Genomic DNA, 14,169 nt, shown 5'->3' with positions numbered 1-14,169 from the left:
TTTCTCGATGCTAGCCCGGCCCGGTGACACCGTGGGCGGCCGGGGGCGCGGACGTCGGGTAAACTCGCAGACAGCTCTCCGCGAGGCGGCATCCAGGCCAACTCCCCCAGGACGGAAACGTAGCAAGGGTAACCAGGCTCTGCCGGGTTCGCGGAGAGTCTTTCTTTTGCCGAGGTGCTTCTCCCGGTCAGGCCTGCGAGGCTCTCGCAAAGAACGCGACCGTCCTCGCGGAGCCACTGGTCAGGAGCATGGACGCGGCCAGTGTCAGGCCGCCTCCGATTGAAGCAACCACGGCTCCGCACAACAGCCGAATCAGCAGCCGCGTTCCTCGTGACTCACGTCGTAGACGAAGAACGGGATGAAGCACAAGTCGAACAAGCGGTTGTCGACCGTCGTCGCCCAGAGCTGCTCGGCCTCTGTCCCCGTGTCGCCCGGGTCGATCTCAGCACCAATGATGAAGTCAGCGCGGTCACGCCAGATCGGGTCGCGATGGACCGCTACCCGCGCGCGACCCTCCTTCACCCTTTCGTCACCCTCTTCACGCCGGCATTGCACCGGGGACACCCCCGGGTGCCCGGGGGAAGAGCCTGCGGGGGTCATCTGGCATCCAGCACACACGGTGCCTTCGATTCGGATCCCGAACTCCTGGAGCACGCGGCGCGCACGCGCGATCAACTCCTGGTCACCCAAGCCAAACTATGCCCGCATAAGGGGTTCCGCCGAGGGGTCGCCTCGCTGATACTCGCGAGGGCGTGCGAAAAGCAGGGCCGATCGACCGAAAGCGGCTCTTCAGAGTGGCCTCAGGCGGTTTCACCCTGCTTTTGGCACGCGCAACAGGGCAGACGCGGTTCCCGGTCACCCCGCGAGGAGCGAAGCGACGAGATGCTCTACGGCTCCGCGCGTTTCGTCTCGCTCCGCTCGCGGGGCGAAGGCCATGAGGGGGAGACCAGCGCCGAGGCTATGCGCACCTCGATCCACCGATGTTGAGGGGTGTCTTGGTCGGCGTCGTGACGTAGAAATACCTATCTGATCTGCGAGAAGAGAGATTCTCTAGGCCGTTGTTGACCCCCCACGCCGACCCGCCGCGGGAGACCTTCGCCCGCCGTCGCGCCGGGCCATGATGCGACATCCGAGTCGCGCGGGGAGCTCCATTCGCTGTCAGGGAAATCACGGGTAGGGTCGTCAGCCATGACGGACATCACGCGTCGAGGGACGACCAACAGCGACGGCCGGCAGAAGCGAACGAGGCTACTGACGTGGGCCAGCGTGGGGTTTGCCGCCGTTGCGGTTGGCCTGACGATCATCAGACTCCAACCGATCTGGGTTGCGTTCGCGTGTGCCGTGATTGGGCTGGTTTGCTCCGTCCGCGCGCGTCGCAGTGGCATGGCACAAAGTGCGCCGTTCGATGGGAGGCTCTCCCTTGCCAGCGCGATCGCGAGCATAGTTCTCATCCCGTACTTGCTGTGGATGATGCAGGTTGTGAACTCCCTTCGCTGAGGAGGGCGCGGCGATCGCCCCGGGCCACCAAGATCGGGCTCTTCTGACTTGTGGGTGGGGGCGAGGCGACGCGTCGGTTCGCTCAAGACGCCTGTTCGCAGGAGCTGCAGGACGATGAGGAATCGTCCGAGGCGGCCGTTGCCATCGGCGAACGGATGCAGTGCCTCGAACTGGTAGTGCGCCACCGCGGCCACCATCACCGGATCGAGGTGGGCGGCGTGATCGACTCGCATCCAGTCGAGAAGGTCGTGTAGGCCGGTGTTCAGCTGCGGGCCTGGCGGAGGGGGCACGAAGCGCGCGGCGACGATCGGCAGCTCTTCGAGACGCGCCTCCGGCCGCCGGCCGATGACCACCTGCGTGTCCCTGACTCGACCCGATTGGCCCGGTAAAAGAGTGGGCTGCGATATGTCACTCAAGTGATGCTCTCGGAGCGGGGACGATCCGGACCCGCCGCCCCCGATGCCCGGCCGGCCTCTGGCCGCGGCATCCGGCGCCACCGTAGGCTGGGGGACGTGGCGCAGAGCATCTACATCACCTCGGCAGAAGGACACACCGGCAAATCCAGCATCGCCTTGGGCGTGCTCGACACCCTGAGCCGGGTGACCCCGAGAGTCGGGGTCTTCCGGCCGGTCTCGCGGTCGACCGTCGAACGCGACCACATCCTTGAGATGCTCCTGGACCATGACGGGGTCGACCTCGACTACGAAGACTGCGTCGGCGTCACCTACGACGATGTGCGCAGCGATCCGGATGCCGCGCTGTCGCGCATCGTGCAGCGTTACAAGGCCGTCGAGGCCCAGTGCGAGGCGGTGGTCATCGTGGGCAGCGACTTCACCGACGTGGGTTCGCCGGCCGAGCTCGGCTACAACGCGCGCATCGCGGTGAACCTGGGCGCTCCCGTGCTGCTGGTGCTCGGCGGTCGCGACCAGCAGGGGCACAGCGAGCAGCTCGGCGCATCCACGCCGCGCACGCCCGAGCAGATGGGGCAGATCACGGCTCTGACGCTTGCCGAACTGGCTTCTGCGCACGCCGATCTGTTCGCGATCATCGCCAACCGTTCCGACCCCGACAAGCTCGTCGAGATCGTCGAGGCGGTCAAAGCCGTCGCGGGAGACGTTCCGGCGTGGGCGCTTCCCGAAGACCGGTTCCTGGTGGCACCGTCCATGCGCGACGTCCTGCGCGCGCTCGACGGCGTGCTGATCAAGGGCGACCCCGGCCTATTGACCCGTGAGGTGCTGGGCGTGGTGGTGGCGGGCATGTCGCTGAACAACGTGCTGCCGCGCCTCACCGAGAGCGCGGTCGTCGTGATCCCCGCCGACCGCACCGAGGTGCTGCTGGCGACCCTGCTGGCCAACACCTCGGGTACCTTCCCGTCCGTCTCCGGCATCGTGCTCAACGGCCCCTTCGAACTGCCCGAGACGATCGACCGCCTCATCGACGGTCTCGGCTCGACCCTGCCGATCGTCACGTCCGATCTCGGCACGTACGAGACGGTGCTGCGGATCATGAACGCGCGTGGTCGCCTCGCGATCGACTCGCAGCGGCGCTACGACTCGACGCTGGCGACCTTCGAGCGGCACGTCGACACGGCGGCGCTGACCTCGGCGCTGGGGCTCGCGCAGTCCACGGTGGTCACGCCGCTGATGTTCGAGTACGAGCTCATGGAGACCGCGCGCCGGGCGCGCCGCACCATCGTGCTCCCGGAGGGCGACGACGACCGGGTGCTGCGGGCGGCGGCGACGGTGCTCTCGCGCGGCATCGCAGACCTCATCATCCTCGGCGACGAGAGCGACCTGCGCGGGCGGGCGCTCGAGCTCGGGATCGACCTGTCGGCGGCGATGATCGTCTCGCCGTTCGACGGCACCTATGTCGACCGGTTCGCACGCGAGTACGAGCGACTGCGCGCCCACAAGGGCGTGACGTATGCGCAGGCGGCCGACACCGTCACCGACGTGTCGTACTTCGGCACGATGATGGTCCACCTCGGCATCGCCGACGGCATGGTCTCGGGCGCCGCGCACACCACCGCGCACACGATCCGGCCGTCGTTCGAGATCATCAAGACCAAACCGGGCGTCTCGGTCGTCTCCAGCGTGTTCCTGATGTCGCTCGCCGATCGCGTGCTGGTCTACGGCGACTGCGCCGTGATTCCCGACCCGACCGCGCAGCAGCTGGCCGACATCGCGATCTCCTCGGCGGCGACGGCGGCACAGTTCGGCATCGAGCCGCGCGTGGCCATGCTGTCGTATTCGACCGGATCGTCCGGCACCGGTGCCGACGTCGACAAGGTGCGGGCCGCGACGGCGCTCGTGCGCGAGCGCGCCCCCGAGCTGCTCGTGGAAGGCCCCATCCAGTACGACGCGGCCACCGACCTGGCCGTCGCCGCGACGAAGATGCCGGGGTCGGCGGTCGCCGGTCGCGCGACCGTGTTCATCTTCCCCGACCTGAACACCGGCAACAACACCTACAAGGCGGTCCAGCGCTCGGCGGGCGCGATCGCGATGGGGCCGGTGCTGCAGGGCCTGAACAAGCCCATCAACGACCTGTCGCGGGGGGCGCTCGTGGAAGACATCGTGAACACCATCGCCATCACGGCGATCCAGGCGCAGGGGGGTGCGGCATGAGCGTCGTCCTCGTCATCAACTCCGGTTCGTCGTCGTTCAAATACCAGCTCGTCGACGTCCAGTCGCAGCAGCAGCTGGCCTCGGGTCTCGTCGAGCGCATCGGGCAGGAGCTCGGCGCGTCGACCCACAAGGTGCTCGGTGTGGGGGATGCCGTGCACGTGCGCGAGCTTCCCATCCCCGATCACACGGCGGGGTTCCGTGTCATGCTCGACGCGTTCGCCGAGCATGGCCCGTCGCTGGCCGCCCACCCTCCCGTCGCCGTCGGCCACCGTGTCGTGCAGGGCGGTGCCCGCTTCGTCGCCCCGACCCGCATCACGGCCGAGGTCGAGGCCGCGATCGACGAGCTGTCGGCACTCGCCCCGCTGCACAACACGGGGGCGCTGCAGGGCATCAGGGCGGCGCGGGCGGGCTTTCCCGACGTCCCGCACGTGGCGGTGTTCGACACCGCCTTCCACCAGAGCATGCCGGCAGCGGCATATACCTACGCGATCGACAAGGACGTCGCGCAGCGCAGCGGCATCCGTCGCTACGGCTTCCACGGCACCAGCCACAAGTTCGTGAGCGAAGCGGCCGCCGCCTTCGTCGGCCGGCCGCTCGGCGAGCTGAAGCAGATCGTGCTGCACCTGGGCAACGGCGCCTCGATCACCGCCATCGACGGCGGCCGGTCGGTGGATACCTCGATGGGCATGACCCCCCTGCAGGGTCTCGTGATGGGGACGCGGTCGGGCGATATCGACCCGTCGATCCTGCTGCTGCTCGCGAAGAGCGAGGGCTGGTCGAGCGCACAGGTCGACGCGTTCCTCAACAAGAAGTCGGGCCTGCTGGGGCTCGCCGGCGTGAGCGACATGCGCGACATCGAGGCGGGCCGGGCGGCCGGCGAGCCCGATGCGACGCTCGCGTTCGACGTCTACATCCACCGGCTGCGCGCCTACGTCGGCGCCTACCTGGCGCAGCTCGGCGGTGTCGACGTCATCTCCTTCACGGCCGGGGTCGGCGAGAACTCCGCCGGCGTGCGCGCCGCGGCCCTGGCGACTCTCGGTTTCGCCGGCGTGCACCTCGACCCGGAGCGCAACGCGGCGCGGGAGCGCGGCATCCGGGTCGTCTCGACCGACGACTCGCCCGTCACCGTGCTCGTCGTGCCGACCGACGAAGAGCTCGAGATCGCCCGCCAGAGCATCGAGGTCGCCGGCTGACCCGCGTGCGACTGCACAACCTCGGACAGATGCGACTCCTCGGTGTCTTCCGCGGGCAAGATCTCCGAGGAATCGCAGATCTCCGAGGATGCGACGACGCAGGCCGCGACCATCGAGCACTACGCTGAATCCGTGAGCGCCGACCTGCCCGATCTCCCCGACCTGACCAGCTACGACGGGGTGCTGTTCGACCTCGACGGCGTGCTGACCCCGACCGCCGAGGTGCACATGCACGCGTGGCGGACGATGTTCACCGAGGTGTTCGACGAGTGGGGCATCGAGCCCGGCTACACCGACGACGACTACTTCCGCTACGTCGACGGCAAGCAGCGGTACGACGGCGTCGCGAGCCTGCTGCGCTCGCGGGACGTCGAGGTGGCCTGGGGCGACCCGGACGACCCGCCCGGCGCCGAGACGGTGTGCGGCATCGGCAACCGCAAGAACGTCGTCTTCGAGCGTGTGCTGCGCGAAGACGGCATCGCCCCGTATCCCGGCTCGCTGGCGCTCATCGAGAAGCTGCGCGCCGCGGGCACGCCGATCGGCGTCGTGTCGAGCTCGAAGAACGCCGAGGAGGTGCTGCGGGTCGCCGGCATCCGCGAGTTCTTCCCCATCGTGATGGACGGCGTCGTCGCAGCGCGCGAGCACCTGCGCTCCAAGCCCGCGCCCGACATGTTCGCCGAAGGCGCCCGGATGCTGGGGGTCGACCCCGCGCGCAGCGCCGCCGTCGAAGACGCGCACTCCGGAGTGGAGTCGGCATCCGCCGCCGGATTCGGCCTCGTCGTCGGGGTCGACCGCGGCGCCGGCGCCCAGGCCCTGCGCGACCTCGGCGCCGATGTCGTCGTCGACGACCTGTCCGCCTTTGTCTGAACCGCTCCGCTGAACCCGCACGAAGGGACCTATCGCATGGATCGGGATCGTTTCCCCGTCGACCCGTGGCGCCTCGTCGAGAAGAGCTTCTCGCTGGAGGACGTGGGGGTGACCGAGACCCTGTTCGCCGTGGGCAACGGCTATCTGGGCCTGCGCGGCAATCACCCGGAGGGGCGGCACGCGCACGAGCACGGCACGTTCATCAACGGGTTCCACGAGATCTTCCCGATCCGGCATGCCGAGCAGGCCTACGGGTTCGCGGAGGTGGGGCAGACGATCATCAACGCCCCGGATGCGAAGGTCATGCGGGTGTACGTCGACGACGAGCCGCTCGCGTTCGACATCTCCGATGTCCGCGACTACGAGCGCGTGCTCGACCTGCGCACCGGAGTGCTGACGCGGCATCTGCGCTGGGTGACGCCCAGCGGCAAAGACGTCGTCATCGATTTCGAGCGGATGGTGTCGTTCGAGCAGAAGCACCTCGCGGTCATGCGGGTCACGGTGACGGTGCTGAACGCGGATGCCCCCGTCACGATCAGCTGCCAGCTCATCAACCGGCAGGACGGACAGGACGTCTACGGCGGCGCGGCCCCGGGCGCCGCGGCGGGCAAGGCGGCCGGGTTCGATCCGCGGAAGGCGGAGCGCATCCACGAGCGGGTGCTGCAGCCGCGGGAGTACTGGCAGCAGGACGGCCGGGCGGCGCTGGCGTACCAGGTGACGGCGTCGGGGATGACGCTCGCGGTGGTCGCGGACCACGTCATCGAGACCGAGAACGAGTACTCGGCGCGGGCGCTGGTCGAGCCGGACATCGCGAAGAACGTCTTCCGGGTGCAGGCGAAGGCGGGCGTGCCGGTGACGGTGACGAAGCTCGTCAGCTATCACACCTCGCGCGGCGTGCCGGCGCGCGAGCTTGTCGACCGCGGCCGGCGCACCCTGGATCGGGCGGCGGGCGAGGGCGTGCAGACGCAGTTCGACCGGCAGGCGGAGTGGATGGCGGCGTTCTGGGACCGCTCGGACGTCGTCATCGGCGGGCACGACGATCTGCAGCAGGCGACCCGGTGGTGCCTGTTCCAGCTCGCGCAGGCCGCGGCGCGCGCCGACGGCCACGGGGTTCCCGCGAAGGGCGTGTCGGGGTCGGGATACAGCGGCCACTACTTCTGGGACACCGAGATCTACGTGCTCCCGTTCCTCATGTACACGACGCCGCTGTGGGCGCGCAACGCGCTGCGGATGCGGTACCTCATGCTGCCGGCGGCGCGCCGGCGCGCGGGGCAGCTGAACGAGGCGGGGGCGCTGTTCCCGTGGCGCACGATCAACGGTGAGGAGGCGTCGGCCTATTACGCCGCCGGCACCGCGCAGTACCACATCAACGCCGACGTGACCTTCGCGCTGGCGAAGTACGTGCGGGCCAGCGGCGACGTCGACTTCCTGCACCGCGAGGGCGTCGACATCGCGGTCGAGACCGCCCGGCTGTGGACGACGCTCGGGTTCTGGCGGTTCAACGAAGACGGCCACCCCGAGGTGTTCCACATCCACGGCGTCACCGGGCCCGACGAGTACACGACGGTCGTCAACGACAACCTGTTCACGAACGTCATGGCCCGCTTCAACCTGCGCTTCGCCGCCCGCGTCGTCCGCGAGATGGCGGTCGACGCGCCGGAGGCGTACGCGGCCATGGTCGACCGCCTCGCCCTCGACCCCACCGAGGTGGACGGCTGGGAGGCCGCCGGCGAGGCGATGCACATCCCGTACAGCGAGGCTCTCGGCATCCATCCGCAGGACGCGGTGTTCCTGGAGCGCGAGGTGTGGGATCTGGAGCACACCCCCGCGTCGCAGCGGCCGCTGCTGCTGCACTTCCATCCGCTCGTGATCTACCGGTACCAGGTGCTCAAGCAGGCCGACGTCGTGCTCGCGCTGTTCCTGCAGGGCAATCACTTCACGGATGCCGAGAAGCTCGCCGACTTCGACTACTACGACCCGCTGACCACGGGGGATTCGACCCTGTCGGCCGTCGTGCAGTCGATCCTCGCCGCCGAGGTCGGCTATCAGGATCTCGCGCTGGAGTACTTCCGCCAGTCGATCTGGGTCGACCTCGGAGACCTGCACCACAACGCCGCCGACGGCGTGCACGTCGCTTCGGCGGGCGGGGTGTGGACCGCGCTCGTCGGCGGGTTCGGCGGCATGCGCGACCACTACGGCGACCTGACCTTCGACCCGCGGTTGCCCGCCGACTGGCCGTCGCTGTCGTACACGATGCACTGGCAGGGGACGGAACTGAAGATCACCGTCACCGCCGACGCGCTGCAGATCGCGGCAGGCCCCGGCGAGGCGGTGTCGTTCGCCGTGCGCGGGGTCGACTACGTCGTCGCGGGCGAGTCCACGGTGACGGTGCCGCTGGCCGACCAGGGTCCCGTGATCGCCGGGCGGCCCACGCTGAGCGACATCGGCGAGTCCGTGCGCGACGACGGCACCCTGCTGTCGGCATCCGTCCCCGCGACCACCCCCATCGCGATCGTCGTGGAGGGCGCCCCCGTCGTGCAGGAGGGCGATGCCGCCGAGGTGGCGGCCGCGCTGGCCGCAGGGACGCTGCCGGGTGTCGGCGACGGCTCGTCCGTGCCGACCGATCCGCTCGACGTGTAGCCCGCGATGTCGGCGGCACGCCGTAGTCTGTCAGGGTGACCACCGCCCTGTACCGCCGCTACCGTCCCGAGACGTTCGGCGAGATGATCGGGCAGGCGCAGGTCACCGAGCCGCTCATGACCGCCCTGCGCGGCGACCGGGTCGGCCATGCCTACCTGTTCAGCGGTCCGCGCGGCTGCGGCAAGACGACGTCGGCCCGCATCCTCGCGCGCTGCCTGAACTGCGCGCAGGGTCCCACCGACGTCCCCTGCGGCGTCTGCGACAGCTGCGTCGAGCTCAGCCGCGGCGGGGGAGGGTCGCTCGACGTCGTCGAGATCGACGCCGCCTCGCACAACGGCGTCGACGATGCCCGCGATCTGCGTGAGCGGGCGATCTTCGCGCCGGCGCGCGACCGGTACAAGATCTTCATCCTCGACGAGGCGCACATGGTCACGGCGCAGGGCTTCAACGCCCTGCTCAAGCTCGTCGAAGAGCCGCCCGAGCACGTCAAGTTCATCTTCGCGACGACCGAGCCCGAGAAGGTCATCGGCACCATCCGCTCGCGCACGCATCACTACCCGTTCCGCCTCGTCGCCCCCGCCGCGATGCTCGAATACGTCGAACAGCTCTGCGGGCAGGAGGGGGTGCGGGTCGAACCGGGCGTGCTGCCCCTCGTCGTCCGTGCCGGCGGCGGCTCGCCCCGTGACACCCTGTCGCTGCTCGACCAGCTCATCGCCGGCTCGGAGGGTGGTGTCGTCGGATACGAGCGGGCCGTCGCCCTCCTGGGATACACGCACGCCGAGCTGCTCGACGACGTCGTGACGGCGTTCGCCGCCAAGGATGCCGGTGCCGCCTTCGCCGCCGTCGACCGCGTGATCCAGACCGGGCAGGATCCGCGCCGGTTCGTCGACGATCTGCTCGAACGCCTGCGCGACCTCATCGTGGTCGCCGCCACCGGCCAGGGCGCGAGCGCCGTGCTCCGCGGTGTTCCGGCCGACGAGCTGGAGCGGATGGGGCAGCAGGCCGCCGCCTTCGGCTCCGATCGCCTTTCGCGCATCGCCGACCTCGTCGTCGGCGCCCTCGACGACATGTCGGGCGCCACCTCGCCGCGGCTGCAGCTGGAGCTGCTCGTCGCGCGCGTGCTCGCGCACACGGCGGATGCTTTCGACGTTTCGTCTCGGTCCTTCGGACCTCGCTCAACGACCGAGGAGCAAGCGCCCGCGGCCGCACCCCCGGTCGCCGAGCGAGCGAGCGCAGCGAGCGAGACGAAACGCCCCGAGCCCGCTTCGGACGTTTCGTCTCGGTCCTTCGGACCTCGCTCAACGACCGAGGAGCAAGCGCCCGCGGCCGCAGCCCCGGTCGTTGAGCGAGCGAGCGCAGCGAGCGAGACGAAACGCCCCGAGCCGGTCACGCTCGCGCGCGTGCGGGAGGCCTGGCCGCAGGTGCTGCAGCACCTCGAGTCGGTCAGCCGCTCGGCGTGGATGATCGCGACGAACGCGACCCCGGTCGACTACGCCGACGGCGACGTGCTGACCCTCGCCTTCGGCAACCAGAGGGACATCGCCGCCTTCCGCAAGCTCGCCGACGGCAAGGGTCCGAGCCAGGATCTGCGCGCCGCGATCCAAGCGGTGCTCGGCGTCGGCGTCAAATACCTCACGCGCCACGCCCCCGCCGCGGCGGATCCCGAGGGCGCCCCGCCGGACGATCGATACCCGGAGCCGCCGCCGGACGACCGGTATCCCGAACCGCCCGCCGACGGGCCCGCGCCGCGTGGCTCCGCGGCCGTGTCGTCGCCTCCCGCGCCGCGGCCCGCCCCCGGCGGCTCCGCGTCGGCCGCCCCGGCCCGGCCCGGCACCTCGGCCGGCCCCGCCCGCCCGTCCGCCGCGGCGCCGGTGACCGAGTGGGCCGTCGCCGCGATTCCGACGGGTGACCCGTCGGCCTCCGCAGCGGTCGCACCGGGGGCCGCCGTGCCCGGGCTCGCCGTCGACGACGAGCCGGAAGACGCGGCATCCGTTCCCGTCCGGGTTCTCACGCTGGAGCGCGACGGCGAGGTCATCGCCCACCCCGATCCGCTCCCCGACGAAGACGACGAACTGCCGCCGCCCGTCGATGCCGACGCGCCGGTGCCCCCGCGCGCCGCCGTCGCCGTCGAGTCGCCGGCCGCGCGGCCCGCGGCATCCCCCGCGCCGCGTGCGCCGCGCACGAACGGCATCGAACGGGTCGGCGAGGCGGTCGTGCGCCAGGTGCTCGGCGCGACGTTCGTCCGCGAAGAGCCGCACACCCCGCCGACGAGGTTCAACTGACGCATGTACGACGGAATCGTCCAAGATCTCATCGACGAGTTCGGCCGCCTGCCCGGCATCGGCCCGAAGTCGGCCCAGCGCATCGCGTTCCACATCCTGCAGACGCCGACGTTCGACGTCTCCCGGCTGTCGCAGCTGCTCGGCGAACTGCGCGAGCGCGTGCGGTTCTGCGAGGTGTGCGGCAACGTCAGCGAGCAGGAGCGCTGCGCGATCTGCCGCGACCCGCGCCGTGACGACACCCTCATCTGCGTCGTCGAGGATGCGAAAGACGTCTCCGCGATCGAGCGCACGCGAGAGTTCCGCGGGCTGTATCACGTGCTCGGCGGCGCGATCAGCCCGATCGCGGGCGTCGGCCCCGACGACCTGCGGATCGCGCAGCTCATGCAGCGGCTCGCCGACGGCACGGTGCAGGAGGTCATCCTCGCGACGAACCCGAACCTCGAGGGCGAGGCCACCGCGACCTATCTCAGCCGCCTGCTGCACACGCTGGAGATCCGGGTCACCCGCCTGGCGTCGGGGCTGCCGGTCGGCGGCGATCTGGAGTACGCCGACGAGGTGACCCTCGGGAGGGCCTTCGAGGGCCGCCGGAGCGTGTGATGTCGCAGGCCGTCTCCGGCCGCGCGTGGATCCTCTACGCGGTCATGGCCGTCCTGTGGGGCATGCCCTACCTCTTCATCAAAGAGGCCGTCGACTCGTTCTCGCCGGCCGGCGTCGTCGCCGGGCGCACCCTCATCGGCGCCGCCGTGCTGCTGCCGATCGCGTGGCACCGCGGCGCGCTGCGGCCGGCGCTGCGGGTGTGGCCGTGGGTGCTCGCCTTCGGCGCGATCGAGATGGCCGGCCCCTTCTTCCTGCTCAGCCACGCCGAGCAGACCCTGCCGTCGGGGCTGACAGGGCTGCTCGTGGCGACCGTGCCGCTGTTCGCGGCCGGCATCGCGCTGACCCGCGGCGACCGCGCGGTGCTCTCGCCGGTGCGGGCGGTCGGGCTGCTGCTCGGGTTCGCGGGCCTGGTCGTGGTCGTCGCCGGCCCGGGCCTCGCCGTCGCCGACCCCGGGGCCGCCCTGCTCGCGATCGGCGAGGTGCTGCTGACCGCCCTGATGTACGCGATCGCGCCGTTCATCATCGCCACCAAGCTCGCGGGCGTCCCCGCACTCGGGTCGATCACGCTGTCGCTGCTCGCCGTCGGCCTCGCCTACCTGCCGCTGGCGCTGCTGACTCCGCAGGAGATCCCCACGGTGCGCAGCTCGGTGTCGCTGGTGGCCCTCGGCCTCCTCTGCACCGCCCTCGCCTTCCTCGGGTTCTTCGCGCTCATCGGCGAGGTCGGCCCCGCGCGGGCGCCGCTGTTCACGTACATCAACCCGATCGTCGCCATCGTCCTCGGCATCCTGCTGCTCGGCGAAGAGCTGTCGGCGGGGCTGCTGATCGGGTTCCCGCTCGTGATCCTCGGATGCTGGCTGGCCGCGACCGGAGGGCGTCTGCGCCCGCCCGCACCGCCGTCCGGCAACGGTGCATCCGCCGTTTCATAGCCGGACACCATCCGGCAACCTTCGGGTGCCACACTCGCGGTCATGAGCGGCGAGTTCCTCATTCTCATCCTTGTGATCGTGACGGCGATCGCCTTCGACTTCACCAACGGCTTCCACGACACCGGCAATGCGATGGCGACCTCCATCGCGACCGGGGCGCTCAAGCCGAAGGTCGCCGTGACGATCTCCGCGATCCTGAACCTCGTCGGGGCGTTCCTGTCGGTCGAAGTCGCGGCGACGATCACGAAAGACGTCCTGAAGATCCAGACCGAGACGGGGGGACTGGTCGACGGTCTCAGCGCCCAGACGGCGATGACGATCATCTTCGCGGGGCTCGTCGGCGGCATCCTGTGGAACCTGCTGACGTGGCTGCTGGGGCTCCCGTCCAGCTCGTCGCACGCGCTGTTCGGCGGGCTCATCGGTGCGGGGCTGGCGGGATCGGTCGCGATCAACTGGGACGGCATCCTCTCCAAGATCATCGTCCCCGCCTTCCTGTCGCCCGTCATCGCGGGTGCGGTCGCGGCGGCGGGCACATTCCTCGTCTACGCCCTCACGCGCAGAGTCGGTCAGAAGCGGAGGGATGCCGGGTTCCGCTGGGGCCAGATCGGCACCGCGTCGCTCGTCTCGCTCGCGCACGGCACCGGCGACGCGCAGAAGACGATGGGCGTCATCGCGCTCGCCCTCATCGCACACGGCACGCTGACGACCGACGGCATCCTCGAAGACGGGCTGCCGGTGTGGATCATCTTCGTCTGCGGCCTCGCGATCGCCCTCGGCACCTACCTCGGCGGGTGGCGCATCATCCGCACGCTCGGCAAGGGCCTCGTCGAGATCGACTCGCCGCAGGGCATGGCCGCCGAGGCGTCGTCGGCAGCCATCATCCTCACCTCCAGCTCGATGGGCATGGCGCTGTCGACGACCCACGTCGCGACCGGGTCGATCCTCGGCTCGGGCGTCGGCAAGCCCGGCGGCAAGGTGCGCTGGGGCGTCGCGGGGCGCATGGCCACCGCGTGGCTGACCACCATGCCGGCCGCGGGCCTCGTCGGCGCGGTGTGCTACTTCATCGCGAACGGCATCGGCGGCGTGGCCGGTGCGATCGTCGTGTTCGTGATCCTCGTGGCCCTCGCCGCGTACCTGTACCTGCGCAGCCGCCGCCAGCCGGTGCACGCCGGCAACGTCAACGCCGAGTGGGACGGCACGGTCGTCCCCTCGCAGACCCCGACGCCCGTGGCGTGAGCAAGGATCGGAGACATCATGGACATCCACTGGGCTGACATCTTCCTCGCCGCGTTGCGCGTGCTGATCGTCGGGGCGCTGTTCGGGGCGGGACTGCCCGCGCTGTTCGCCATCGGGCTGCGTCTGCAGGCCGTCGGTTCGGGAGACCCCGGCGACGACGGCCTCAGCACGGGCCGTCGGCCGGCCGCGACCGCCGCGGCGTACCTGCTGTTCGCGATCGTCGTGCTCGCCGTCGTGATCGGCGTGCTGTGGATCACGCGCAACAGCCTGCACCACTACTTCGGCATCTCGCTGTTCGGAGTCTGAC

11 protein-coding genes and 1 other RNA gene are annotated in these 14,169 nt (G+C 70.2%); 10 read left to right on the top strand and 2 right to left on the bottom strand.

Annotated elements, in window-relative coordinates; genetic code table 11:
* Positions 1-69 precede the first annotated feature (69 nt).
* Positions 70-166, top strand: an RNA gene (ffs, locus tag QM720_RS01420) — signal recognition particle sRNA small type.
* A 146-nt stretch (positions 167-312) separates the two neighbouring features.
* Here the strand turns inward: ffs and QM720_RS01415 are convergent.
* A complete protein-coding gene (locus QM720_RS01415) occupies positions 313-522 on the bottom strand; it encodes a hypothetical protein (protein ID WP_415124366.1) in 210 nt (69 codons plus the stop codon).
* A gap of 500 nt (positions 523-1,022) precedes the next feature.
* Entirely contained in the window at positions 1,023-1,994 is a 972-nt protein-coding gene (locus QM720_RS01410) for a Fic family protein (RefSeq protein ID WP_415124364.1), read from the bottom strand.
* Positions 1,995-2,009: 15 nt separating this feature from the next.
* On the opposite strand from QM720_RS01410, the gene pta reads away from it, so the two are divergent.
* The 9 genes from pta (at position 2,010) to QM720_RS01365 (ending at position 14,168) form a co-directional block, all read left to right on the top strand.
* Positions 2,010-4,121, top strand: coding sequence for a phosphate acetyltransferase (pta, locus tag QM720_RS01405; RefSeq protein WP_415124362.1), 2,112 nt, complete (start codon positions 2,010-2,012; stop codon positions 4,119-4,121).
* Positions 4,118-5,314, top strand: coding sequence for an acetate/propionate family kinase (locus QM720_RS01400; RefSeq protein ID WP_415124360.1), 1,197 nt, complete (start codon positions 4,118-4,120; stop codon positions 5,312-5,314). Before pta ends, QM720_RS01400 begins: the two co-directional genes overlap by 4 nt.
* Before the next feature lie 144 nt (positions 5,315-5,458).
* A complete protein-coding gene (locus tag QM720_RS01395) occupies positions 5,459-6,181 on the top strand; it encodes an HAD family hydrolase (RefSeq protein ID WP_415127767.1) in 723 nt (240 codons plus the stop codon).
* 36 nt (positions 6,182-6,217) lie between these two features.
* Positions 6,218-8,821: a glycoside hydrolase family 65 protein gene (locus tag QM720_RS01390; RefSeq protein WP_415124358.1), complete on the top strand. Its 2,604-nt coding sequence runs from the start codon at positions 6,218-6,220 to the stop codon at positions 8,819-8,821.
* Between the two features lie 35 nt (positions 8,822-8,856).
* The gene (locus QM720_RS01385) at positions 8,857-11,103 is read left to right on the top strand and encodes a DNA polymerase III subunit gamma and tau (RefSeq protein ID WP_415124356.1); all 2,247 of its coding nucleotides are present in this window, start codon (positions 8,857-8,859) and stop codon (positions 11,101-11,103) included.
* A gap of 3 nt (positions 11,104-11,106) precedes the next feature.
* Positions 11,107-11,700 (top strand): recombination mediator RecR, encoded by a 594-nt coding sequence (gene recR / locus QM720_RS01380; protein ID WP_415124354.1) that lies wholly within the window; start codon positions 11,107-11,109, stop codon positions 11,698-11,700.
* Positions 11,700-12,626 carry a DMT family transporter gene (locus tag QM720_RS01375; protein WP_415124352.1) on the top strand — a complete coding sequence of 309 codons (927 nt, stop codon included), beginning with the start codon at positions 11,700-11,702 and terminating at the stop codon, positions 12,624-12,626. The genes recR and QM720_RS01375 overlap by 1 nt, the downstream gene beginning before the upstream one ends.
* A gap of 42 nt (positions 12,627-12,668) precedes the next feature.
* The gene (locus QM720_RS01370; RefSeq protein ID WP_415124350.1) at positions 12,669-13,862 is read left to right on the top strand and encodes an inorganic phosphate transporter; all 1,194 of its coding nucleotides are present in this window, start codon (positions 12,669-12,671) and stop codon (positions 13,860-13,862) included.
* Between the two features lie 18 nt (positions 13,863-13,880).
* Positions 13,881-14,168 carry a hypothetical protein gene (locus QM720_RS01365; protein ID WP_415124348.1) on the top strand — a complete coding sequence of 96 codons (288 nt, stop codon included), beginning with the start codon at positions 13,881-13,883 and terminating at the stop codon, positions 14,166-14,168.
* Position 14,169 lies beyond the last annotated feature (1 nt).

This window comes from Microbacterium sp. (assembly GCF_047602155.1).
In the GTDB taxonomy this organism is placed as follows: domain Bacteria; phylum Actinomycetota; class Actinomycetes; order Actinomycetales; family Microbacteriaceae; genus Microbacterium.
This window is presented reverse-complemented; position numbering and strand designations above follow the sequence as displayed.

Excerpts from the sequence above, each read along its gene's own strand:
- QM720_RS01370 (WP_415124350.1), top strand. The coding sequence starts at position 12,669 with ATGAGCGGCGAGTTCCTCATTCTCATCCTTGTGATCGTGACGGCGATC.
- QM720_RS01375 (WP_415124352.1), top strand. The coding sequence starts at position 11,700 with ATGTCGCAGGCCGTCTCCGGCCGCGCGTGGATCCTCTACGCGGTCATG.
- recR (WP_415124354.1), top strand. The coding sequence starts at position 11,107 with ATGTACGACGGAATCGTCCAAGATCTCATCGACGAGTTCGGCCGCCTG.
- QM720_RS01390 (WP_415124358.1), top strand. The coding sequence starts at position 6,218 with ATGGATCGGGATCGTTTCCCCGTCGACCCGTGGCGCCTCGTCGAGAAG.
- QM720_RS01400 (WP_415124360.1), top strand. The coding sequence starts at position 4,118 with ATGAGCGTCGTCCTCGTCATCAACTCCGGTTCGTCGTCGTTCAAATAC.
- QM720_RS01365 (WP_415124348.1), top strand. The coding sequence starts at position 13,881 with ATGGACATCCACTGGGCTGACATCTTCCTCGCCGCGTTGCGCGTGCTG.